The organism is Nitrospina watsonii (genome assembly GCF_946900835.1).
Classification (GTDB): domain Bacteria; phylum Nitrospinota; class Nitrospinia; order Nitrospinales; family Nitrospinaceae; genus Nitrospina; species Nitrospina watsonii.
The window spans coordinates 1,537,265-1,560,205 of the sequence record NZ_OX336137.1 but is presented as its reverse complement, the minus strand read 5'-3'; the positions used below and the strand labels follow the sequence as shown (position 1 = coordinate 1,560,205).

General features: G+C 57.5%; 25 protein-coding genes. 14 read left to right on the top strand and 11 right to left on the bottom strand.

Annotation, left to right across the window (positions count from 1 at the left end; translation table 11 throughout):
• The first annotated feature begins 34 nt into the window (after positions 1–34).
• Positions 35–250, top strand: a complete 216-nt coding sequence (locus tag QML71_RS07180; protein WP_282011241.1) for a heavy-metal-associated domain-containing protein — start codon at positions 35–37, stop codon at positions 248–250.
• Positions 251–256: 6 nt separating this feature from the next.
• On the opposite strand, the gene QML71_RS07175 is transcribed toward QML71_RS07180, so the two are convergent.
• Together QML71_RS07175 and ubiE are read right to left on the bottom strand one after the other, a co-directional pair.
• On the bottom strand, positions 257–1,426 hold the full coding sequence (locus tag QML71_RS07175; protein ID WP_282011240.1) for a S1C family serine protease: 1,170 nt from the start codon (positions 1,424–1,426) through the stop codon (positions 257–259).
• Between the two features lie 30 nt (positions 1,427–1,456).
• Positions 1,457–2,185, bottom strand: a complete 729-nt coding sequence (gene ubiE, locus QML71_RS07170) for a bifunctional demethylmenaquinone methyltransferase/2-methoxy-6-polyprenyl-1,4-benzoquinol methylase UbiE (protein ID WP_282011239.1) — start codon at positions 2,183–2,185, stop codon at positions 1,457–1,459.
• Between the two features lie 185 nt (positions 2,186–2,370).
• On the opposite strand from ubiE, the gene QML71_RS07165 reads away from it, so the two are divergent.
• Entirely contained in the window at positions 2,371–2,919 is a 549-nt protein-coding gene (locus QML71_RS07165; protein ID WP_282011238.1) for a DJ-1 family glyoxalase III, read from the top strand.
• A gap of 444 nt (positions 2,920–3,363) precedes the next feature.
• On the opposite strand, the gene QML71_RS07160 is transcribed toward QML71_RS07165, so the two are convergent.
• From QML71_RS07160 to QML71_RS07145, 4 genes are all read right to left on the bottom strand, one after another.
• Positions 3,364–4,242 carry a PhzF family phenazine biosynthesis protein gene (locus QML71_RS07160; RefSeq protein WP_282011237.1) on the bottom strand — a complete coding sequence of 293 codons (879 nt, stop codon included), beginning with the start codon at positions 4,240–4,242 and terminating at the stop codon, positions 3,364–3,366.
• Positions 4,243–4,446: 204 nt separating this feature from the next.
• A complete protein-coding gene (locus tag QML71_RS07155) occupies positions 4,447–5,388 on the bottom strand; it encodes a transketolase family protein (protein ID WP_282011236.1) in 942 nt (313 codons plus the stop codon).
• The gene (locus QML71_RS07150; protein WP_282011235.1) at positions 5,385–6,221 is read right to left on the bottom strand and encodes a transketolase; all 837 of its coding nucleotides are present in this window, start codon (positions 6,219–6,221) and stop codon (positions 5,385–5,387) included. The genes QML71_RS07155 and QML71_RS07150 overlap by 4 nt, the downstream gene beginning before the upstream one ends.
• Positions 6,222–6,356: 135 nt before the next feature.
• Positions 6,357–7,013: a response regulator transcription factor gene (locus QML71_RS07145; RefSeq protein ID WP_282011234.1), complete on the bottom strand. Its 657-nt coding sequence runs from the start codon at positions 7,011–7,013 to the stop codon at positions 6,357–6,359.
• A 464-nt stretch (positions 7,014–7,477) separates the two neighbouring features.
• Here QML71_RS07145 and QML71_RS07140 point away from each other — a divergent pair, with 464 nt between their 5' ends.
• Genes QML71_RS07140 through QML71_RS07110 form a run of 7 tightly spaced genes read left to right on the top strand, consistent with a single transcriptional unit; the run spans position 7,478 to position 15,308 of the window.
• Positions 7,478–9,175, top strand: a complete 1,698-nt coding sequence (locus QML71_RS07140) for a TolC family protein (RefSeq protein ID WP_282011233.1) — start codon at positions 7,478–7,480, stop codon at positions 9,173–9,175.
• Positions 9,172–10,500 (top strand): HlyD family secretion protein, encoded by a 1,329-nt coding sequence (locus tag QML71_RS07135; protein ID WP_282011232.1) that lies wholly within the window; start codon positions 9,172–9,174, stop codon positions 10,498–10,500. Before QML71_RS07140 ends, QML71_RS07135 begins: the two co-directional genes overlap by 4 nt.
• Positions 10,497–11,213 (top strand): ABC transporter ATP-binding protein, encoded by a 717-nt coding sequence (locus QML71_RS07130; protein ID WP_282011231.1) that lies wholly within the window; start codon positions 10,497–10,499, stop codon positions 11,211–11,213. The genes QML71_RS07135 and QML71_RS07130 overlap by 4 nt, the downstream gene beginning before the upstream one ends.
• Positions 11,207–12,415, top strand: a complete 1,209-nt coding sequence (locus tag QML71_RS07125) for an ABC transporter permease (protein WP_282011230.1) — start codon at positions 11,207–11,209, stop codon at positions 12,413–12,415. Before QML71_RS07130 ends, QML71_RS07125 begins: the two co-directional genes overlap by 7 nt.
• A 56-nt stretch (positions 12,416–12,471) precedes the next feature.
• Positions 12,472–13,959 carry an aminodeoxychorismate synthase component I gene (pabB, locus tag QML71_RS07120; protein WP_282011229.1) on the top strand — a complete coding sequence of 496 codons (1,488 nt, stop codon included), beginning with the start codon at positions 12,472–12,474 and terminating at the stop codon, positions 13,957–13,959.
• The gene (locus QML71_RS07115; protein WP_282011228.1) at positions 13,956–14,819 is read left to right on the top strand and encodes an aminotransferase class IV; all 864 of its coding nucleotides are present in this window, start codon (positions 13,956–13,958) and stop codon (positions 14,817–14,819) included. Before pabB ends, QML71_RS07115 begins: the two co-directional genes overlap by 4 nt.
• A 51-nt stretch (positions 14,820–14,870) precedes the next feature.
• Entirely contained in the window at positions 14,871–15,308 is a 438-nt protein-coding gene (locus QML71_RS07110; RefSeq protein WP_282011227.1) for an Lcl C-terminal domain-containing protein, read from the top strand.
• Between the two features lie 3 nt (positions 15,309–15,311).
• Here QML71_RS07110 and QML71_RS07105 read toward each other — a convergent pair whose 3' ends face one another.
• A complete protein-coding gene (locus QML71_RS07105; protein ID WP_282011226.1) occupies positions 15,312–15,701 on the bottom strand; it encodes a hypothetical protein in 390 nt (129 codons plus the stop codon).
• A gap of 92 nt (positions 15,702–15,793) precedes the next feature.
• On the opposite strand from QML71_RS07105, the gene QML71_RS07100 reads away from it, so the two are divergent.
• The 3 genes from QML71_RS07100 to QML71_RS07090 are packed head-to-tail and all read left to right on the top strand — an operon-like array spanning position 15,794 to position 18,435.
• Positions 15,794–16,924, top strand: a complete 1,131-nt coding sequence (locus tag QML71_RS07100; RefSeq protein WP_282011225.1) for an aminotransferase class I/II-fold pyridoxal phosphate-dependent enzyme — start codon at positions 15,794–15,796, stop codon at positions 16,922–16,924.
• On the top strand, positions 16,921–17,604 hold the full coding sequence (locus tag QML71_RS07095; RefSeq protein WP_282011224.1) for a hypothetical protein: 684 nt from the start codon (positions 16,921–16,923) through the stop codon (positions 17,602–17,604). The genes QML71_RS07100 and QML71_RS07095 overlap by 4 nt, the downstream gene beginning before the upstream one ends.
• Positions 17,605–17,643: 39 nt before the next feature.
• Positions 17,644–18,435 carry a methyltransferase domain-containing protein gene (locus QML71_RS07090; RefSeq protein WP_282011223.1) on the top strand — a complete coding sequence of 264 codons (792 nt, stop codon included), beginning with the start codon at positions 17,644–17,646 and terminating at the stop codon, positions 18,433–18,435.
• 13 nt (positions 18,436–18,448) lie between these two features.
• Here the strand turns inward: QML71_RS07090 and QML71_RS07085 are convergent, their stop codons facing one another.
• The 3 genes from QML71_RS07085 to QML71_RS07075 are packed head-to-tail and all read right to left on the bottom strand — an operon-like array spanning position 18,449 to position 20,809.
• A complete protein-coding gene (locus QML71_RS07085) occupies positions 18,449–19,435 on the bottom strand; it encodes a methyltransferase (protein ID WP_282011222.1) in 987 nt (328 codons plus the stop codon).
• Between the two features lie 14 nt (positions 19,436–19,449).
• Positions 19,450–20,106: a TlpA family protein disulfide reductase gene (locus QML71_RS07080; RefSeq protein ID WP_282011221.1), complete on the bottom strand. Its 657-nt coding sequence runs from the start codon at positions 20,104–20,106 to the stop codon at positions 19,450–19,452.
• Positions 20,093–20,809, bottom strand: a complete 717-nt coding sequence (locus QML71_RS07075) for a tetratricopeptide repeat protein (RefSeq protein WP_282011220.1) — start codon at positions 20,807–20,809, stop codon at positions 20,093–20,095. The genes QML71_RS07080 and QML71_RS07075 overlap by 14 nt, the downstream gene beginning before the upstream one ends.
• 204 nt (positions 20,810–21,013) lie before the next feature.
• Here QML71_RS07075 and QML71_RS07070 point away from each other — a divergent pair, with 204 nt between their 5' ends.
• Together QML71_RS07070 and QML71_RS07065 are read left to right on the top strand one after the other, a co-directional pair.
• Positions 21,014–21,913: a DnaJ C-terminal domain-containing protein gene (locus QML71_RS07070; RefSeq protein WP_282011219.1), complete on the top strand. Its 900-nt coding sequence runs from the start codon at positions 21,014–21,016 to the stop codon at positions 21,911–21,913.
• 111 nt (positions 21,914–22,024) lie between these two features.
• Complete coding sequence (locus QML71_RS07065; protein ID WP_282011218.1) at positions 22,025–22,321, top strand: 2Fe-2S iron-sulfur cluster-binding protein; 297 nt, start codon at positions 22,025–22,027, stop codon at positions 22,319–22,321.
• A gap of 10 nt (positions 22,322–22,331) precedes the next feature.
• Here QML71_RS07065 and QML71_RS07060 read toward each other — a convergent pair whose 3' ends face one another.
• On the bottom strand, positions 22,332–22,934 hold the full coding sequence (locus QML71_RS07060) for a cob(I)yrinic acid a,c-diamide adenosyltransferase (protein WP_282011217.1): 603 nt from the start codon (positions 22,932–22,934) through the stop codon (positions 22,332–22,334).
• Positions 22,935–22,941 lie beyond the last annotated feature (7 nt).

The window sequence follows — 22,941 nt, the reverse complement described above, 5'->3', positions numbered from 1 at the left end:
AACGCGAATCGTCAACCCCCTATTCAGGAGAATCATGATGTCTCAGGCAACGCTTCAGGTAACCGGCATGACATGCGGCCACTGTGTGGAAACGGTGAGCAAGGCGGTCAGCTCGCTCAACGGTGTCAACAAAGTGGATGTGAGTCTGGAACAGAAAGAAGTGAAGGTGGACTTCGACGAAGGCCAGACTGCCCTGACGGAGATCAAGGCGAAGATCGTGGATGCCGGATATGAAGTGGGGAGTGGTTGAGGTTCTTCAGGACAGGTACTTGCCGATTTCGACTTCCAGCGTTTGTTCGGCGCCTTCCCGCAGGATCTTGATCTGCACGGATTGACCGACTTTGGTATCGGCCACGTAGTTCTGCAAATGTTGCGGATGCGCGACGTTCTTGCCGTCGTAGGCGATGATGATATCTCCCTGGCGCATTCCCGCCCGTTCCGCCGGCGCGCCTTCATCGATGCTGTTGACCACGACGCCGCTCTGGTGCCGGGACACGCGGAAGGACTCGGCCATATCCGGCGTCATGTTCTGGATGCCGACTCCCAGCCAGCCGCGCTCCACCTCGCCATTGTCGATCAGATCGTGCGCCACCTTCTCCACGGTTTCCATGGGGATGGCGAATCCCACGCCCGCGCCCAGTTCGGCAATGGCCGTGTTGATACCGATGATGTGGCCGCGCATATCGATCAACGGACCGCCGCTGTTGCCGGGATTGATCGAGGTGTCGGTCTGCAGGAAGTTTTCAAAGGTGGCGATGCCCAGGTCGATGCGCCCCTTGCCGCTGACCACACCGACGGTGATGGTGCCGGTCAGGCCATAGGGGTTGCCGATCGCCATCACCCAGTCGCCGACTTCGACGTCGCTGGAATTCCCGAAACGCGGGGGTTCAAAGTGGGAAAACGAAAACACCTTGACCACCGCCAGGTCGGTTTTGGGATCGACCCCCACCACCTGTCCGCTGTACTCCCGGTTGTCGAGGAACTTGATCAGCAGGCGGTTGGCCCCCTCCACCACGTGGTAGTTGGTGACAATGTAACCGGCATCATTGAAGATCATGCCCGACCCCAGGCTCTCCATCTGGTACTGCTTGCGAAAAGTGCGTTTCAGCCAGTAGCGAAAACGGGTGAACCAGGTCCCGGGCTCGCCGCTGAACAGATCGCTGCGGGCATTGGAGGATGCGACTTCCGTCAGGTTGTTGATGCTGACCACCGACCGTTTGACCGTCCGGGCATGGGTCACAAACGCTTCCTGCATGCGGACCAGGGTTTCGTAGCCTTCGAGGTGGGAGTAGGGGTTGTCCACGGTGGAGGCGAGGGGCAGCTCCAGCGGAGCTTCCACTACCGGCCTCGTGTCTCGCCCAACCGCCCAATACAAGGACACGCAGATCAGCACGATCCACACTCCGAGAAAAATAAATTTTTTCATTCGTGTCCGCCTCCGCTTGAAGGCACGGTATCAGGCATCCTGTGTTCCCACATAAAGAGTCACAATCCCAAAGGTCATATCGCGATGACGCACCCGGTCGAATCCCGCCCGCCGCATCATCTCCGCAAACTCCACGCGTTCCGGAAACTCGCCGACGGATTCCGGCAGGTACGTGTAGGCGTCTGCATGCCCGGACACCCAGCCGCCGATGCGGGGCAGCACGCGGTCGAAATAAGCGCGGTAGGCTTCGCGCAGCAGCGGTTCCCGGGGCAGCGAAAATTCCAGAATCACGGCACAGCCGCCCGGCTTGAGAACCCGCACCATTTCCCGCAAAGCCTGTTCCCTATCAGCAAAATTGCGTGCACCAAAAGCGACGCTGATGCCATCGAAACTCTTTTCCCGGAACGGCAGCGCTTCCGCCGCCGCACAAAACCGAGGCAGGAGGGTGGGGGGCCGCCGGTTTTGAAACTTCACCCCGGCCTGGCGCAACATGGCTTCACTGAAATCGAGGGCACACACCTGACCGGGGCAGCCGTCCCGGCGTTCAAAATATTCCAGCGCCACATCGCCGGTGCCGCAGGCGAGATCGAGATAACGACCGCCGGGTTTCCACGCCAGGCGGCGGATCGCTCGCTTGCGCCAGTATTGATCGACGCCGCAACTCAGCACGCGATTCAGAAGGTCGTAACGCGGAGCAATGGCATTGAACATCGACTGGATCTGGCGGGAAAACCGTTCCACCTCCTCCTCCTTATGCATGGGCTTTCCCATTCCAAGTATTCCGCATATGGGGTTTATTTTAGCATCGGTTCTTTGGGACCACAACTGACCTGAAACCATCGGCTTGTGCCGGAAGTGCGGTTTGACAATGGGAACGTGGCGGTTCTACTATTTGGATCAGGGGGAGTTTGAACATGTTCCCTTTGGGACGAGGAGGAAAACGCATGAAAAAAGTCATGATCGCCGTGGCACCGGGTTTTGAGGAAATCGAGACCATCACGGTGGTGGATATTTTGAGACGGGCCGGGGCGCGGGTCGATCTCGCCGGCACCCAGTTGGAACCCATCGAAGGCTCGCGCGGGGTGCGCATTCTGGCGGACGTGCTGCTGTCGGAGGTCGATCACAAGAATTACGATCTGCTGGTGTTGCCGGGAGGTCAGCCCGGGACCACCAACCTGCAGAACAATGCCAGCGTCATCGGCATCGTGCAGAATATGAACCGCGACGGCAAGACCGTAGCCGCCATTTGCGCCGCTCCGATGATCCTGCAAACCGCCGGAGTGCTGAAAAATCACCACACCACCTCGCACCCCTCGGTGCAGGAAAAGCTGAACGAGGTGCATTACTCGGAGGACAGGGTGGTGGTGGACGGCAACCTCGTGACCAGCCGTTCGCCCGGAACGGCACTGGAATTTGCCCTGAAACTGGTCGGGATTCTGTTCGGGCAGGATCGGGTCGAAACCGTCAATAAAGGAGTTATGGCACGCATATAAGTAATATTAATTGTATATTTATAGTATATTTTTTAATCTAAATAGTTAAACAATGGATTCTTTTTTGAAAAATTTTTAAAACTTTTTGATACAGCAGACATCCAACCCGGAAAGAACCCGATTACCGGGCTCAATCTAAAGAAAAGGGGGGTTTGCTATGTATGTGAATATTTCGCGCAGCAAGCTTCTGGTCAACGACAGACGCTACGCAAAAAAGAAGAAAGTGGAAGAGCCAGCCCCGCGTTGCAACCATTGTGGTGGGTTGATTCGGGAAAGTGGAGAAATGACGGCCTGCATCATGTGTTCGCGGGAGGTGGGTCACTACTGTCCCAACTGTGCTTATGCGCATGCTTCTGAAGTATCTCGGAAGGGCAAAAAAAGCGCCTGACTGATTTCCATATAGTGAGTGAAAAGGCCCAGGAGAAGTGTTCTCCCGGGCCTTTTTTATAGCTTCAAACAGCCTTCTATCACGGTTCGGGCCGTGCCGCCCACCTGCACCGAGCGGATCGCCCCGTCCGCCACCCCGATGGCCACCCGGATTTCAGAAGGGCGGCCCATTTCGAGGCCCTGTTCCAGTCGAAAATCCCTCCATTCCGACTCATCCAATAGCTTGTGTTCGACCAGATAGCTACCCATAGCGCCTGCCACGCTGCCCGTGGCGGGATCTTCCGGGATGCCGATGAAGGGGGCGAACCCCCGTGCATGCACCCGGGCATTGGGGGCCACCGGGTCCAGGCTGAATGGATAAATCATCTCGACGCCACCCAGCACGTCCCGCAACCGGGACAGGTTCAAATCGATGCGACCGGCGGTGGCCCGGTTTCTAAGCGGGACCATGAGCGCGGGCAAACCGGTTGAAACCACCTGAGCGGGCACGTCGGGATGCAGGTCGCCGACGGCCAGCCCAAGAGCTTCCGCAATGGCGGCGGCATCGGACCGGGGCGGCTGGAATTGAGGCAACGGCTGCTGCATGAAAAAGACCGTCCCGGAACGGGTCACGCGGATGGCACCGATTTTCATGCCGAACTGATACTCGGTCCGGCTCGCATCCAGCTTGCCGGTTTCATAAAGAATGTGAGCGGTGCCCAAGGTCGGGTGCCCAGCGAACGGGAGTTCCTTATCGGGTGTGAAGATGCGTACGTCGAAATCCGATTCCGGCCGGCTGGCGGGAACGAGGAACGTGGTCTCCGACAGATTCATCTCGCGGGCGATGGCCTGCATCTGCGCCGCGCTCAGGCCCTGGGCATCGGTAAACACCGCCAGGGGGTTTCCGGCCAGCGGTTGATCGGTGAACACATCGACCTGATAGAACGCAAACTCCATTCAAACCTTACAAATCAATCTGATATCAAAAAATGGGGATGGAGGGTAAATGCATCATCCCAAGCCTAGGTTCCCATAACATATATTATGTCAACTAGGGATCAGGCGAAATCAAGGGGCCGTTCTGAGGTCCCCTCCTACTGGGGCGGTGTCTTGGCGTTTCAGGAACCGGGCGCGGTTGCGCCCCAATGAGGCAGCAGGTTTTCAGGCCGGTTGGCCATCGCACAAGGCCAGAGCGGTTTTGGCGATGTGGTTGTGGGACAGGCCGTACTTTTCATAAAGCTGGTCTTTCGAGCCGGTCTCGGCGAAATGATCGCGCACACCGATGCGGCGCACCGGGACATGGATATCGTGGTCGAGCAGCACTTCCAGCACCGCATCGCCCAGGCCGCCGATGACATTATGGTCTTCAGCCGTCAACACCCGGCCATTCTTTTTGGCCTGCTCCAGAATGAGGTCTTTATCGATGGGTTTGATGCTGGAGAGGTTGACCAGAGTTGGCCTCAGGCCGTCTTTGGCCAGATGTTCCATGGCCTGGAGGCTTTCCTGAACCATGCCGCCGGTGGCGAAAATAACCAGGTCCTTGCCTTCGCGGATGACGTGGCCTTTTCCCAATTGAAACGTGTAATCCGCGTCGTGCACCGCTTTCACCTTGGCCCGGCCAAGACGCATGTACACAGGGCCCTGGTGATCGATCAGAAACCGGGTGGCCTCAAATGCTTCCTGATAATCCGCCGGCTGGATGACCGCAAGGTTGGGCATGGCACGGGTGTAGGCGATATCCACGATCATCTGTGCCGTGGGGCCGTCTTCGCCGACGGCCAGTCCGGAATGCGTGCCCACCAGTTTGACGTTGTTGTTGGAGTACGCGACGCTGACCAGCACCTGATCCATCGTGCGGCCCAGCAGAAAACAGGCGAAACTGGTGGCGAAAGCCACCTTGCCGGTGGTGGCGAGCCCTGCCGCCGTGCACACCATGTCGCCCTCGCTGATGCCCATATTGAAGAACCGCTCCGGGTACTTGTCGCCGAATTTTTTGCTGCGCGTGCTGTCACTGACGCCCGCATCCAGAACGACCACCTTGCGGTTGCCTCCCAATTCTTCCAACGCGGCTCCATAGCCGTCTCGTGTCGCTCCGTCGATCATTCCAGCTCCTTCATGGCTTTTGCAAAATCTTCGTCCGAGGGAGCCACGCCGTGCCAGGCGGTTTTCCCCTCCATAAAGCTGACCCCTTTGCCTTTCACCGTGTCGGCGATGATGACGCGCGGCTTTTCCGCGTGCAGCGGCAGGGTCAGCGCCTTGTGCACCTGCGCCATGTCATGACCGTCGATGCGCTGCACGTCCCAGCCAAAGGCTCGCCATTTGTCCTCGATCGGTTCCAGGTCTTTCAGGTCCTTGGTGATGCTGTCCTGCGCCACCTTGTTGTAATCGACGATGGCGACCAGGTTGGTGCTTTTGAACTTGGCGGCGGACATGGCCGCTTCCCAGACCTGCCCTTCCTGCAATTCCCCGTCGCCCATGAGCACGTACACGCGGTAATCGAGATTGTCGAGGCGGGCCGCCAGCGCCATGCCGTGACCGGCGCTCAGCCCCTGCCCCAGACTGCCGGTGGCGATTTCCACGCCCGGGGTTTTCGGATGCGGGTGGCCGGACAGATTGCGCTTGCTGTTGATCTTGCGGTAATCGACCAGCTCCGCATCGGTGATGAACCCGGCCTGCGACAGCGTAGCGTAAAGCAGTCCCGTCGCATGGCCCTTACTCAAAATAAAGCGGTCGCGCTTGGGATCGAGCGGGTTTTTGGGGTCGTAGCGCATCACCCCAAAGAACAGAGCCGCCGCAATGTCGGCCCCCGACAGGCTGCCGCCGGGATGACCGGATCCGGCGCGGTGGATGATCTCCAGACTTTTCCGCCGTATTTTCCGGGCAATCTGTTCCAGTTCTTCGATCTTCGATTCAGCTACCTGCGTGGTTTCATTCATAAAATTGTCAGGTTTCGGTTCCAGAAAATGATTTGTGCCAGCATATTCCAAAACGCCGATTTTTTACAGGGATAAATTGGAAAAAACCACCTGGGCTCGGATTTTTTCGGACAGTGTCCTGGGCTTTGTGACGGATCAGGGATTGGCGGTGTTTTCGTCGAGGATGGCGTTGCACTTTTCAAGCAGATCGGTCAGGTCCACCGGTTTTCTGATAAACAGGTCCCCGCCCGCTTCCTGAACCTGTTGTTCGGAATATTCCGTGCTGGCGGAGATGACAATGATGGTCATGAAAGCGGTTTTGGGGTTATTCTTGAGATTGGAACACACTTCGAGACCGTTCAGCCCTGGCAGGTTGATGTCGAGCAGCATGATGGAAGGCAGGAAGTCGGCCGCTTTCAAACCGGCGTCCAGACCGTTGCCGGCGACCTCCACAAGGTAGCCGTCCTTTTCAAGAAACTTTTGAACCAGGGAGGTGAACTTTTTCTCGTCATCCACGACCAGGATTTTCCTGGAGGATTTTTCCTCGGTCTCTTTCTTGAGAATATCCTTGATCATGGCGATGGTGTAGCCACTTTTCTGCAACTCATAAACCCGTTTGCAGCGCTCCTTCACCCAGGCTGGGTAATAACCAACGATGCCTTTGCCGCCGGGGTGTGCTTCCTTAATGGGATCGGGGAAAAAGTTGTACTTCTTCTGCCAGAGCCACAGCGTTTTTCGAGTGATGGGAATGACTTTCAGGATATCCGCTGCGGTGACTCGGGAAAGCGCCGGGTTGTTTGTGGGGTTGGTCATAATGGATGATGGGGTTCGATATGGATATCAGGCGATCTGTTTAAATTTATAAGTGATTACTATTTTCATTTTATACAGTTAATGTAATTTATACAAGGATTTTTTAGCAAATACAGCAGATCCTATAAAAGTTGAAACCGTGGAGCCCCGTTTCCCCAGAGTCCGCTCTTTATTATGGAACCTTTGCAGTCCATTTTGAATTTAAAGGCCTTGATCGGCTGGGTTTTGACATTTGAATCGGGAACGAGGGTGCAAGGCTTGACCGTTTTTATGGAAAATATGGCAGGAGATGGAACAAGGGGGCTGTTTCCTGCATCGGTTCCGTGAATGTCGCCCTTCTGGGGGATTTCACTTTAAATTCGTTAAATCGTTATAATATAATCAGTTTTTCCTATTAACCCTTGGAGAGTGCAGGGATTATGCTTATGTTCATGAGGGGTGTGTGTTCTGTCCTGTTTGCCGTAATGGCCATTAACATTCTGATATTTCATCCACTAACCGCGCGTGCAGAATCCGACACTCCGACGGGGGAAAACCGGTTTCGTTTGCAGGCCGGGCTCGAATTGCCCGGAACCCTGTATGCCGAAGACATGGAGCAACCGGATTCCGGTGGCTCCGGGGAAGCCCCCCTGCCCGCTTCCAAAGAACCGTTTGGTGAAAAACCCGATATTGTACTGAGCAACATTCTTCAACTGTCCCTGACCGAGGTGATCCAGACCACCATCCAAAACAACATCACCATCGCCGTTCAGGAATACAATTCCCGCATCCAGCGGCAGAACATCATCAACAATGAAGCGGCGTTCGACCCCAGTGTGAACATGGAGCTTCGCGCTCAGGACGATACCCTTCCTATAGCTTCCGCGTTTGCCAATCCGCCCATTTCGGAAACAGAGCAACAACGCTGGAAGCTCGGCCTCAACCAGAGGTTGAAATTCGGCACGGAATACGAATTGTTTTACGAGGGCATCCGCGACACCACCAATTCGCTGTTCGCCGGCTTGAACCCTCAGTTTTCGACGCGCTTCGAAGTCAACATGACTCAGCCGTTGCTGAAAAATTTCGGTCGCGATGTCAACGAGACCAATATTTATATCGCCCGCAACAACCTCTCCATTTCCCAGTACGATTTCAAAAGTCAGGTGATCGACATCATCACCGACGCGGAAAACGTGTACTGGGACCTGGTATTCAGCCAGGAAGATTTAAAAGTCAAGCAGCAGTCGGTGCAGCGTGCCCGCGACCTGGAGCAACGGGTGAAGGCACAGGTGGAAGTCGGCACCATGGCGCCTCTTGAAATCCTGCAGGCGCAGTCGGAGGTGGCGTCGCGCGAAGAAAGCGTCATCAACGCCGAGAAACTGATTCAGGACAATGAGGACAACCTCAAGAATATTTTGAACATTGCGTTTGATTCAGAAAAGGGCACCAAGAACATTCAACCGCTCGATGCGCCGCAGTACGATCCGGAAGCCAAAATCAACCTCGATCATGCCATTGGCGAAGCCCTGCTCAACCGGCCGGATTACCTGTCGAAGAAAAAGGAATTGGACAGCCGCAACATTCAGGTCGAGTTCAACAAGAACCAGGTCTATCCAACGCTGGACCTCGTTGCGAGTTACGGGTTGAACGGCATCACCGGTGACGCGCAGGCGGTGTCGCTGGGCGGAGCACCCCGCGTCAGCCAGTTCGGCGGCGATTTCGGCCGGGGTTTCGGGCGCGCCGGGTCCGCCGATTTCGACAGCTGGTCGGCCGGGCTGGTGTTCAGCTATCCGCTGGGCAACCGGGCGGCGGAAAGTCAGTTGACCTCCGCCAAGCTGGAAGTGGCCAAGCTGTTGCTCGATATCAAAGATCTGGAAAAAACCATCATCATTGAAGTGCGGGAAGCCGTTCGCAAACTGGAAACCGACATCAAGCGCGTGCAGGCGGCGCGCGTGGCCCGGCGGCTGGCGGAAGAAACCCTGAGCGCCGAGTTGAAAAAGTTTGAAGTGGGTCTTTCCACCAGCTTTCAGGTCCTGGAGTTTCAGACCGATCTTGCGGAAGAACAAAGCAAGGAACTGCTGGCCATCATCGACTTCAACAAGTCGCGCATCAATTTACGCAGAGTCATTGCCACCACGCTGGACCATCATAAAATCCAGTTGGCGGCCGAACAGAATCCATGAAAAAACTGATCATCACACTCAGCGTGGTTGCTCTGGCGGCAGGAACGTTTTTCCTGGTGCAGAGCGATGGCAAGCAAAGCGACGTTCCCAAAAAGCATCCGTTCCGCACGGCGAAAGTCGTTCGCGGCCAGATGGTGGTCAAGATTTCCGCCACCGGCGTGGTGGAACCCAACTTTCAGGTCGAGGTCAAATCCAAGGCCAGCGGGGAAGTGTTGAGCTTTCCCTATGAAGAGGGAGACTTCATCGAGAAAGGCAAGTTCCTGCTGCGGCTGGACAAATCCGATGAAGTCCGCAACGTCAAGCGGGCGGAAGCCAACCTCGCCAGCGCCAGGGCGCAACTCGACAAGGCGAAAACCTCGTTGCGGTTGCAAAAAACCCGCTATGAAACCGATCTGCAGTCGGCGAAGTCCCAGGTGGAGGAAGCCAAGGCCAACCTGATCGAGGCGACGGACAAGCTCAAACGGCAGCAAGACCTGTTCCAGAAAAAATTCACCTCCAAAGAAACGCTGGAAACCGCCCGCACCACCTACAAAGTGCGTGAGGAACTGCTGAAGCAGGCCAAGGCCAACCTGCAGGCCGCCGAGGACAGCGTGCACGACATCGAAGTCAAAAAGCAGGACATCGCGCTGGCGGAAGCCGATGTGCAACGCGCCGAGCTGGAATTGGCGGAAACCAAGGAGCGCCTGTCTGAAACGGAAATCTACGCGCCCATCACCGGCGTGTTGATCGAAAAACTGGTCGAGCAGGGACAGATCATCGCTTCCGGCATCACCACCGTTTCCGGCGGCACGGCGCTGGCCAAGATCGCCGACATGTCGAAGCTGTTCATCGTGGCCGACGTGGATGAAACCGACATCGGCAAGGTCGAGGTGGCGCAGAAAGTCAAAATCACCACCGACGCCTACCCGATGGAAGAGTTCGAGGGCACCGTCACCCGCATCGCGCCCAAAGGGCTGGTTGAGGACAGCATCACCATCTTCAAGGTCAAGATCGAAATCCAGGGCAAGGGCCGCGACATTCTGAAACCCATGATGACCGCCAATGTGGACATCATCAGCCGCGAACTGGAAGACGTCACCTACCTGCCGCGCGAAGCCATTCATCGTGAAAGCGGGGAAAACTTTGTGGCGCTTCTCAAAAACAACATGCCCGTCTCCCAGCCGGTCGAGCTCGGCGTCAAGAATCCCATTCAAATCCAGGTGAACGGCGTCCGTGAAAACGAGCAAGTCCTGATCGGCGACTGGGAAGAAATCCAGGAACATTTCAAAACGGACGAGGACAGCATGTCCACCATCCGCAAGATGCTGTTCATTCTCCGGCGTTGACCGTGGCTCTCATCGAAATCAAAAAACTGGCGAAAACGTATGACCTCGGCGCCGAAAAAATCTACGCGCTGCGCGACGTCAGTTTTTCCATGGAAGCGTCGGAATTCACATCGATCATGGGGCCTTCGGGCAGTGGCAAGTCCACGCTCATGAACCTGCTCGGTTGCCTCGACCTGCCCTCTTCCGGTTCCTACCGGCTGGACAACATCGACGTACAAAACCTTTCCGCCAACGACCTGGCGGATGTCCGCAACAAGAAAATCGGTTTCGTGTTCCAGAGTTTCAACCTGCTGCCCCGCGCCAGCGCGCTGGAAAATGTGGAACTGCCTTTGCTGTATGGACGCGTGCCGCAACCTGATAAAATAGCTTTGGAGGCCTTGGACAAGGTCGGCCTCGCGCACCGCTCGCGGCACAAGCCCAATGAACTGTCCGGTGGCGAGAAACAGCGCGTCGCCATTGCGCGGGCGCTGGTCATCAATCCCAAAATCATCCTGGCCGACGAACCGACGGGCAATCTCGACTCGAAAACCGGGACGGAGATCATGAAACTTTTCACCGCGTTGAACGCCGAAGGCGTGACCATCATTCTCGTCACGCACGAGAAAGACATCGCCGGCTATTCGCGGCGGGTGTTGCAGATGCAGGACGGCAAGCTGATCCGGGATACCAACCCCGCCGTCCTGTCCCGCGAAAGGGAGGAAGCGGAATGCTGATCTGGGACCTGCTCAAAATGGCGCTGCGCAGCCTCATCGCCAACAAGCTGCGCACGTTCCTGACGGCGCTCGGCATCATCATTGGCGTCGGTTCCGTCATCTCCATGATCTCGCTCGGAGAAGGCGCGCGCAAGCAGACGCTGGAAACCATCGCCAAGTTCGGCACCAACATCATTTCCGTCAAGCCCGGACAGAAATCCCGGAGGCACGTGCGCAGTGGTAAGGTCGAAACGCTGGTGCTGGAGGACGCCCGCGCCATCCGTCAGCATATCGACCGCATCACCGGCGTGTCGGCGGAAGTGTACCAGAGCGCACAGTTGAAATTCGGCAATAAGAACCGCAACGCCACCGTGCGCGGCACCGAGGAAGATTATTACTGGATGTCCAATTTCCAGTTGGAAAAAGGCCGCTATTTCGCCGACACCGAGGTGCGTACCGCCCGGCGCGTCGCCGTGCTCGGCGCGACGGTGACCAAAAACCTGTTCGAGGGGGCCGATCCCATCGGCCAGACGCTCAAGGTGGACGGGCAGAACTTTCTGATCATCGGCACCATGGTGGCCAAGGGCGCGCTCTCATGGTTCGATCCCGACGACCAGATTTTCATCCCTGTCACCACCGCGCAGAAGCGCCTGTTCGGGGTCCACTCGTTGCAGTCGATCGATGTGCAGGCGCGCAATATCGGGGATATCGAGGTCATCAAACAGGATATCGGGAGTTTGCTGAAACGGCGGCACAATATCCGCGAGGGACAGGACAACGACTTCCACGTGCAGAACTCGGCGGAATGGCTGAACAGCTGGGGCAACGCCGCGCAAACCTTTCAATACCTGCTGGGCGGCATCGCCTTCATCTCGCTGATGGTCGGCGGCATCGGCATCATGAACATCATGCTGGTATCGGTCACCGAACGCACGCGCGAGATCGGCATCCGCATCGCCATCGGCGCTAAAAAACGCGAGATCCGCCAGCAGTTTTTGATCGAGTCCATCGTCATCAGCTTTCTCGGCGGATTCGTCGGCATTCTGGTTGGCACCGGCATTTCCATGGGCGTGTCGAAACTCGGCGGCTGGGACATGATTGTTTCTGTCCCCTCCATCCTGCTGGCTTTTGGCTTTTCCATGGCGGTCGGGGTGTTCTTCGGTTTCTATCCGGCCAACAAGGCGGCCAACCTGAACCCGATCGATGCGCTCCGCTATGAGTGAGCATTCGCCCGTCTTCCTGTTATAATCGAACCTCAAACCTCCCAACGTTGTCGTTTATGAAATGCTATCCGGACAGATCGCGTTATCTCGAACTGGCCGCCCGGTGTTCGCGGGTGCCGCTGGTGGGGGAACGCTCCGTTCACGGCTTCAATCCATCCACCGCCTACCGCAGTTTGTTCGCGGAGGACGCACGCTCCTTTTTGTTCGAAAGCGGCAAGGGTCCGGATGAAACCGCGCGCTACTCCTTCTTCGGTTGCGCCAACCAGAAAGCCCTGTCCATCCGCAACAACCAGTTCGACATCCATAACAACGGCGACCGCGAAACCGTCGCCCTGCCCGCTCCCGACGCACTCAAACGGTTGAACTTCGAACCCGGTCTCGATGCCATCGATCATGTCGATCATTTCTGGGGCGGCTGGGTGGGGTATCTCAGCTATGAGATGGCGCACTGGTTCGAAAACATCCAGCTGCGAGCCAAAGACGGACTCGATCTGCCGCTCCTGTTCTTTTTCCAGGTGGACCGGCTTTGGGTGTACGACCACCACACCGCGCTGCTGAAATACATCGTGGCCGATGAAACCGGGCCCGATCCGGCAGGCACGCACACGCGCGCGGCGGCGGAGCTGGAAACCGCATGGCAGGCGATGGATCGTGTTCTGGCCGAACCGGCCGCGACGGAACCCGGCAAAGCAACCCCGGCCTCATCATTGCAGGCGTCGCTGCAATCCAACATCACTGAGGCCGAATACGTGCAGATGGTCGAACGCGCCAAGAATTACATCGAGGAAGGCGACATCTACCAGGCCAACCTGGCGCAGCGACTGGCGGTGGAGTATGCGGGCGATCCGTTTCCCCTGTACCAGCGCCTCCGGCGGGTGAACCCGTCTCCCTTCTCCGGTTACCTGAAATTCGACGACATGGTGCTGGCCAGTTCGTCGCCGGAGCGGCTGGTGAAGGTGGTCAAGGATGCGGTGGAGACGCGCCCCATCGCCGGCACGCGCCCGCGCGGCAAGAGCGAGGAAGAGGATGCCAGGCTGTCGTCGGAGTTGCTGCTCAATGAAAAAGAAAAGGCCGAGCATCTGATGCTGGTCGATCTCGAACGCAACGACATAGGCCGCATCTGCAAACATGGCAGCGTCGAGGTGACCGACCTCATGTTCCTCGAACAGTATTCGCACGTCTGCCACATCGTCTCCAACATTCAGGGACATCTCAAACCCGAAATTGAGGTGACGGACATCCTGGCCGCCGTGTTTCCCGGCGGCACCATCACCGGCTGTCCCAAGATCCGCTGCATGGAAATCATCGACGAGCTGGAACCCTCGACGCGCGGACCCTACAGCGGTTCGTTCGGCTACATCGGTTTCAGCCGCCACCTCGATCTCAACATCGTCATCCGCACCATCCTCGTGCAGAACGGCAAGGCTTATTTTCATGTGGGCGCCGGCATCGTCGCCGACTCCATCCCGGAAAAAGAATGGCAGGAAACGTTGGACAAGGCGGCGGCCATGATCCAGGCTCTTAGCGAGGAGCCGGTCGAATGACGTCACCCGTCGTTTACGTCAACGGCCGGTTTGTGCCGCAGGCGGAGGCGCGCGTTTCCGTGCTGGACCGGGGGTTTCTGTACGGCGACGGCGTGTTCGAAACCCTGCGCGCTTACCGCGGACGCATCTTCCGTCTGCTCGATCACCTGGAGCGGCTGCAACGCTCGGCGGAACAAATTCATTTATCCGTGCCCGAATCCATGGGCACGTTGGAAACCTTGCTTTACGAGGTGCTGAAACGCAACGGCCTCGCCGACGCCATCCTGCGTCTTGCCCTCACACGCGGGGAAAGCGGGGGCGGATTTGAGATGGCTCCGGATGCGCTGCCGACATTGGTGATTTCGGCGCGGCCCGCCGAACCCTTGGCGGAGACGTTGTACCGCGAAGGGGTGGCGGTGGCTTTGATCCCCGACAGTGCGCCGCACCTGCCGGGTGCCGCGACGCAGGTGAAATCAGCCAACTTTCTGCCTTATATCCTGGCGCGGAAGATGGCGCAGGACCGGGATTGCTGGGACGGTATTCTGCTCAACCCGCAGGGAGGTCTCTGCGATACCTCAACCAGCAATGTCTTTCTCGTGCACGAAGGCGTGCTGAAAACCCCCGCGCTCAACGAGTACGTGTTGGCGGGCATCACCCGCAAGGTGGTGCTGGAGCTGGCGCGGCGCCTTGGAATCTCGACGTTGGAAATGCCATTGGGGGCGGACGATCTGCATCAGGCTGATGAAGCGTTTCTCACCAATACCGGCATCGAACTGCTCCCCGTCACCAGGGTGGACACCCACCCGATCGGTTCCGGCCGGCCCGGACCCATGACTGAAAAATTGCACCGGGAATTTTTAAAATCCATTGAGTCTCTGTGAAGGTTGACTATAATGACACGAATTCAAAAAAATACAGGATTGTGAAAAGCTATGGACGCAAAGGATATGTATGAAGACACTCCGCACGGAGTGATCGCCGACAAGAAAATGAATCTGGAATGGCTGCCCAAAGACAGCTGGGGCGATCTCGGTAAATGGTTGACCTGGGACGACGCGAATTATTACATCCAGACCATGCGTAATGTCTATGCGGGCGGACACGCCGACTGGCGGTTGCCGACGAAAGAAGAAGCGTTGAGCCTGTTCAATGAGGAATTGAGCCAGAAAGACTGGCAGGGCGAGGAAGTCCACATCCATTCGGCCTTCGTCCCCAAATGCGGCACTATGATCTGGACGTCCGAGGTCAATGACGCGGGGCAGGCCGTTGCCGTCAATCTGAAAGACGGCACCGCCGAGTTCGCGGACAAGATGAATCGCGACCACTACACCACGCGGCTGGTGCGCAACCCCAACTCCCGCGGCAAATAGCTTTTATTTCGGGGCAGACTGCTGCCAGAAGGTTCTGGCCGCAAGACCGGCGGCCTTGTGCTGCCGGTACGCATCGCCTGCAACCACCGTTTCCTGCACGCCGTCGTAATCCGGCATGACCACCTTGGTGTCGCAATGTTTGGTGAGGGTGAAGCCGTTGAACAGCGATGCCAGCGTCTCGGCTTTCAGGTTCAACGGAAACCGGCGCGCGATGCGCGTCTCATTCTTTGGATCGTGCAGATCGACGCACAACGCATCGCCTTCCAGCCAATATTCGATCTGCTGCCCGTCTTCCTGACCCGGCACAAACACGGTGTCGTCCACCTTGATGGCAAACGCCGTGCTGACGCGTCCTTTGATCCATACTTTCCCCGAATCCTTGATTTCCGGCATGGCTTTTCTTCTGGGTTGGCCTGTCTTTTGACTTAAAATGGCTTTTATACCATAATTTTCGTTTTTCAAAAGCCTGTGGAGATTAAAAATCCTTGGACACGCCTCTCGAACACCGGCTGCAACAGGAACTCGATCGACGCCGCCAGAACAACCTGCTGCGCCGCCTTGAGGTGGCCCCGCCCTGCCGGGTGAACCTGTCCAGCAACGATTATCTGCAACTGCGCTCCGATGCCGCCGTGCTGGACGCGGCGCACGCGGCGTTGGAAGAATACGGCGCGGGCAGCGGCGCGTCCCCGTTGCTCTATGGCAACACACCCTGTCATGAGCGATTGCTCACGGCGCTGAAGCCATGGAAACGCAAAACCGCCGGCCTGGTGTTCAACACCGGCTTCATGGCCAACCAGGCGGTGCTCAAACATGTGCCCGGCGCCAACGACCTGGTGCTGGTGGACCGCCTCATCCACCACTCCGTCATCCAGGCCGTTCTGCAAAGTCCGGCCGACTACAAACGCTATGTGCACCTCGATCTCAACCACCTCGAAGACCTGCTCAACAAACACCGCAACGATTACGAAACTATATTCGTCGTCACCGAAAGTGTGTTCAGCATGGATGGCGACTACCCGGATCTGAAAGCGCTCGTGGCATTGAAAAAACGGCACCCCTTCGTGCTGGTGCTGGACGAGGCACACGGCACCGGCGTGTTCGGCCCGACCGGCGGCGGCCTGGCTGAGGAAATGGGCGTGCTGGACGAGATCGACATCCTGGTCGGCACGCTCGGCAAAGCGCTGGCCAGCATGGGCGCTTACGTATTGTCTTCCTCGCAGACGGTGATCGATCACCTCGTCAACCATTCCGGCGAATTCATTTATTCGACGTACCTGGCCCCGGCCTGTGCCGCAGCGGCGGAGGCCGCCATCGGGCGGGTGCAGGCGATGCAGGCGGAGCGGCAAAGCCTGCGTGAACGCGCCGCGACGTTTCGCCATGCGTTGACACAAAAGGGTTGGACCACCCATGCCTTCGATTCGCAGATCGTGCCGGTAGTTGTGGGCGATCCCGACAGGGCGCTGGCTCTGCGCGATCGTTTACTGGCTCAGGGGATCCTGACCGCCGCCGTCAGGCCGCCGACGGTGCCGCCCAACTCATCGCGCCTGCGCCTGTCGTTGCATAGCGGCGTCACGCAGGAGCACCTCGACGAAGTGCTGGAGTTGTTGAACCCATGACGTACACGCCGAACATCACGCTCATCTCAGGTTGGGCCATCCCGGAAGACTGGCTGAAGGCTCTGGCGCAACCGTTCTGCCCGGCGGCGACGGTACACTGCGTGTCCCCGCAGGATCCGTTCGATGCCGACGAGGCGAAACGGATTTTGCAAAGCCCTGCCCCGGACATCATCATCGGTTATTCGCTGGGCAGCCTGTGGTTGTTGCACCACCGCTCCCACCTGCCGGACTCGGCGGTGAAAGTGCTGATGGCGCCGATCCTCGCATTCAAAAAGGAATCCGGTCTGGCCGGAAAAATTCCGGCGGGACAACTGGAGTTTTTCCTGAGAACCGTCGAGCGCACGCAGACGTTGCCGACGGTGATTGGCGATTTCATGGCGCTGGGCGACATCGTGCTACCGCAGGAAGTGCGCGGCGGCATCCCGGAGCGGGCGGTGCTCTTGCGCGGGCTGGAGTTTCTGCGCGACGTCGCCGTGACGCCTGACGCAGCGCTGGGATTCGACGCCGTGCTGGGTGATCGCGACCCGTTCACCGACAGCGCCGTCCTGCAACCACTCATGCCGAATCTGCATGTCGTTGCTGATTGCGGCCACCATCCCGAACCGCTGCTGCAAACCCTTTTTCAGTTGGCCGCCGTGCGGGAGATATTCTCTGCTGCTTCATCCGATAAACGCATTTAATCTTTCTTCCCTCTGCCGTTAGAAAGTACAATCCACTCTATGAACGCAAATCATAAAATCGGTCACGGAGGCGACGAAGACGCGTTTGAGTCGAGCCTCATCCACAGTTTTTCGAAACATGTCAAGAGCTACGACAAGAATGCGCAGTTGCAGAAGACCATGGCCGAACGGCTGGCGGCGCTGCTGCCCCCTTCCCTGCCCGACCCGGTGCTGGAGATCGGCTGCGGCACCGGGCTGTTCACCCGCCACCTGTTGGCGCGCGGTGCGGAGCGGTTGATCCTGAACGACATCGCCCCGGCGATGATCGAATACCTGAAAGAACATATGGATCTGCCACAGGCAACGCAGTTCCTGGAGGGCAATGCCGAGCGGCTGGCGTTCCCGCAGGCCGGATTGATCGCCGCCAATGCGGTGTTCCAATGGTTCCAGCAGCCGCAGCACACACTGGAAACCCTGCATCGCAGTCTGCCCAAGGGCGGACAGATCGTGTTCAGCACGTTCGGTCCGGAAACGTTGCAGGAGTTCCGCGACTCCGGCGGGCTGGAGGGTCCGACGCACCTGCTGTCGCTGGACAATTGGAAGAGTCTTCTCACCCGCTGTGGATTTCAGTGGCAGGCGGCCGAACGCGAAAGCCGAGAAATTTTCTTCCCCAGCACGCGTCACCTCATCCGCAACCTGCAACAGATCGGCGCGGCGCCGCTGCGTATGATGAAAGCGGGCGAACTGCGCCGCCTGATCGAAACCCACGACCGCAACTTCTCCACCCCGCAAGGCGTGTACACCCACTGGGAGTTGTATTACTTCGCGGCGGTTAAAACGGACAACGCTTGACGCTGCATTGCCGCTATTTTTTGTGCGCCACGAGGACGTGTGAGCCTTCGTTGAGTTTGTGGGTGGTGATTTTGCCGAAGCCCGCCTTGTTGAGCAGCGCTTCCGTTTCCTTGAAGGTGTAGGTTTTTCCCGTCGCCGTGAACAGCAGCATGGTCAGCGAAAACAGGGCGGCCTCATACGGCGCGGTGCGGTCTTCGTTGAGAAAGAAATCCACCAGCGCCAGGCGGCCTCCGGGTGCGAGGGCCTTGTGGATTTTTTTGAGGAGTTGCCGGTTCTCGGCTGGATTGTAGATGTGCAGGATGTTGGAGAACAACACCGTGTCGAATCCGTTGCCGTATTCGCTGTCGAACAGGTCGCCCGGTTTGAAATGAAACCGGTTGTAGAATTTTTCTCCACTGAATAAGGCGCGGGCGACGTTGCAGGCGGCATCGCGGTCGAGCAGCGTCGCTTCCGCCTTCTTATCCTTGCGCAGCACCGCCGCGCAGTAGGAACCGGGTCCACCGCCCAGGTCCAGAAAACGCCCGATGGATTTCTTCTTCGCCAGAAGCGCCGCGATCTGATCCGCATACGGCTCGCTGCGTTCGTGCATGGCGTAGGAGAAGCAATGCCGGAAGGCCGGGTCGTCGTCGCCTTCGAATGCGCTCAGATCACGACCGTTGCGGATGGTGCCGATCAACTGGGTCCACTCGTTGTTTTTCTCGAGTTTCAGGTGAGCGGTGCCTTGCTTGTAATGCGGGCTGGAACGGCAGAAATGCTTGTACATCTCGGGCGTGCTGGCGAACTTGCTGTCCTTCGATTTTTTGAGCGCGCCCAGCGCCACCAGTGCGTTGAGCAGCGCCTCCATTCCTTCTTCCCGGGTTTTGGCTTTTCGCGCCACCTGTTTGAATGTCAGTTGTTTTTTGTCGAGCACGGAAAACACATCGAATTCCAGCGCCGCCAGCAACACCCGCGCGTCTTCCAACCCATCAATGGTCTCGACGAATTTCTGAAACGTCAGCATCGCAACCCCCCTTGTCATTCATCCAGCAACGGTTCCACGTATCCGTCCAGGCGCAGGCTCGACCCGAACAGCTTGTGTCGCAGGATACCCTGTTTGTCTATCAGGATGGAAGAGGGAGTTCCCTGCAATGCGTACTGATCGAACGTTTTGGCGTCGTATTGCTTGCGGGCGAGATAATTTTTAACCTGACTTTTGACCTGATTCACCATGTGTCCCGGCATGGCTTCATGATTTGGAAAATCCCGAACGAGGAAGTTCTCGATTTCTTCTGCGGTCACCTCGCCCTCGCGTTTCACCACGCGATCCCAGGCGATGGGAAAGGGAATCGGGAACGACAGGCGGCCGGCCTGCAGCAGATTGGCCTGTTGCAGGTAGGACAGGGTCGCGCCCACCACCTCGCCACGGTGCACCAGCCGTTTCACATTTTCGAGATTGTTGAGGGAATGGTCTTCGAAGGCCGTGGCCAGTCCCCATACTTTTAAAGGCCGCCCGCGGAATTTCTGATGAACCTCGATCACTTCGGGAAAACCGCCGACGAAACAGCCGGGGCAGTTGACCTGAAACACCAGGATCAGGATGACGTTGCCGCGTTCGTGGTCGATGTTTGAGGCTTCGCCCTGAACCCATTCGGCGACATCGAGGTTGGGTGCGGGTTGATCAACTTGCGACATCGGGCGTCTTTCCTTGAGTGATGCGGACGAGGTTTGTGAGGATGTCCAAAATCTCCCCGCTGGGTTTCTGATCCAGTGCTTTTTGCAGAATCCACAAGGCCCGGCTTTTTTGTCCGTCCAGATTGTAAATCATGCCGAGCATGGCGTGCGCCACCAGCCACTTGTCGGTGGCGGCGTAATCTTTCACGATCGGTTCAAAGTAGGTCTTGGCTTTTTCGTACTGGCGCAGCCGGTAGTAGTTGGAACCCAGCCCGAACAGGATATTGTCGTGCAGAGAGGCGGGAAACTCGGTTTGCAGAATCCGGTTGAACAGGGCAATGCTTTCCTGATAGCGCGCATCGCGGAACAGGCGGATCGCATCGCGGTAATCGTCCGGCTGGAACCGCAGGGCCGCGCGTTCTTGTTTGATGGCATCGATCTGCTGCTGCAAGCGATCGAGAGCTTCCCGCGATCTGTTCAACTCCTCCGCATTCGCCTGGTGGATGGCATCGACGTCATCGATGCCCTGCCAAAAGAGCGCGTTCCACCGGTGATGCTGCGGACCCTGGTAGGCTATGAGGTTTTCAAGGATGATCTCCTCGCCCAGCGTGTCGGCGTATTGCATGAACAGTTTTTCCAGGTCCGAACTCATCGCGTCCAGCACCTGTTGCCGACGATGCCGCGCAGCCAGGGCTTCATCGCTGGGCGGAGTCCAGACATGCATCTCCACGGGGTCGATGGGCGGTGACGGGGGTTGGACGGCCTCCGGTGGAGGTGCCGCCAACGGCCCCGATGCGCAGGCTCCCAGAAAAAAAACGGAAACCCACATTGCTATTTTAAAAAAGCGTTTCATTTAATTAATGAGTATAATGATGGCTGCCATTGTCAGTCTAGATTAAAACCACTAATAAATCAACTACTTAGCTTAATGAAAAGCTACTACGATAAATTGGGTGTGGCCCGCACCGCCTCTCATGATGAAATCAAGAAGGCTTACCGCAAGCTGGCCCTGAAATACCATCCCGATCGCAACAAAAACGACCCGGAAGCGGAGAACCGTTTCAAGGAACTCAGTGAAGCTTACGCCGTACTCAGCGACAAGGACAAGCGCAAGAAGTACGATTCCTATGGGGCGGAGGGATTTCATAAGCGCTATTCGCAGGAAGACATTTTCCGCGATTTCGATCTGGATGACATCCTGCGCAATTTCGGATTCAGTGGTTCCCCCGGATTTGGTGGCGGTTTCGGTCAGTTCTTCGGCGGCCAAGATCCGTATGGAGCGGGTGGCGGACAACGTACCCGCTACGCCACAAAGGGCGCCGACATGATGAGCGACATCACGGTCACCTTCGAGGAAGCGGCTCTGGGTACGGAAAAGCGATTCTCCGTCGAGCGCCCCCATGGCAAGGAAGACACCAGCCTCAAGATTCCGGGGGGGATCAGCGAGGGCAAAAAACTGCGTTTGAGTGGCAAGGGCAACCCCAGTCCCAATGGTGGCCCGCCGGGCGATCTGTATTTTCGCGTTCACGTACAGCCGCATCCCCTATTTATCCGGGAAGGCGATAACATCGTGGTCGAGCAAAGCATCGGCCTGACCGATGCCCTCCTGGGCACGACCGTCGAGGTGCCGACGCTGGAAGGCACCAAGCAGGTCAAGGTGCCGGCCGGAACCCAGCCCAACTCCAAATTGCGCCTGAAGGAATTGGGGATCCGGTCCCGCGATGGCAGACGCGGCGACCAGCTTGTCAAAATCAAGGTCACCCTGCCGAAAGAGCTGACCGAGGAGCAAAAAGACCTCATTCAAAATCTTAAAGAATCTGGCCTATAATCCTTAATATAAATATTACTTTCTATTATTGAGCGGACGCGAGTGAGCAAGGCGCACTCGGTAAAATCGCCGTTTCATTCTTAGTTCAATTTGGTTTCAGGGAGCGTTGGTATGGCAAAGGTGGTATTTCAACCGGACAACGTCACGCACGAATGCGAGGACGGCATGTCCTTGATCGATATATGCGAGGAAGTGGAAGTATCCCTTTCCTTCGGTTGCACCGAGGGCACCTGCGGGGTGTGTGAGCTGACGGTTTTGGAAGGCCGCGAAAACCTGTCGAAGATCACGGAAGAGGAAAAAGACTACCTTTATGAGGAAGACCTGGAGGGCGGCATGCGCCTGGGTTGCCAGGTGAAGGTGCGCAAGGGAGACATCGTTCTCTCCTGGAAGGGCAACCGCGCCAAATAAAGCGCCCCGATCACTTCCATTCCGGCGGCGTGGTGGCTCCCGGATTCCACAGAATTTCATCCTCGCCGCAAACCTGGGCCAGCCAGCGGCCCAGCACGAAAAACGTGTCGGACAGGCGGTTGATAAAAGGCACGACCTGCGGCGCGATCTCCCCTTCCCGGCTGAGCGTGATGATCTCACGTTCGGCGCGGCGGCAAACGGTGCGGCACTGGTGCAGAAACGCCAACGGCAGACGTCCCCCCGGCAGCACAAAACTTTCGAGTGGTTTCAGGTCGCGGTTCATGACATCCATCCAGGATTCCAGCCACGTCACCTGCTGTTCGCCGATGGCAATGCCCGTCCCTTTCCCGGATTGGGGATCGGTGGCCAGTTCGCTGCCCAGGTCGAACAGCCATTGCTGGATCGACGCCAACGAGGCATCCACCCGGTTCCGCTCTTCGGCGGCGGGGATTTGATCGAGGGTGCTGCGCACCAATCCGACCAGGCTGTTGAGCTCGTCCACCGTGCCGTAAGCGCGCACGCGGGGATGGTCCTTCGGCACCTTGACGCCGCCGACCAGCGAGGTTTCGCCGCGGTCGCCCTGCTTTGTGTACACTTTCGTGATCCGAACCAATGCGCCA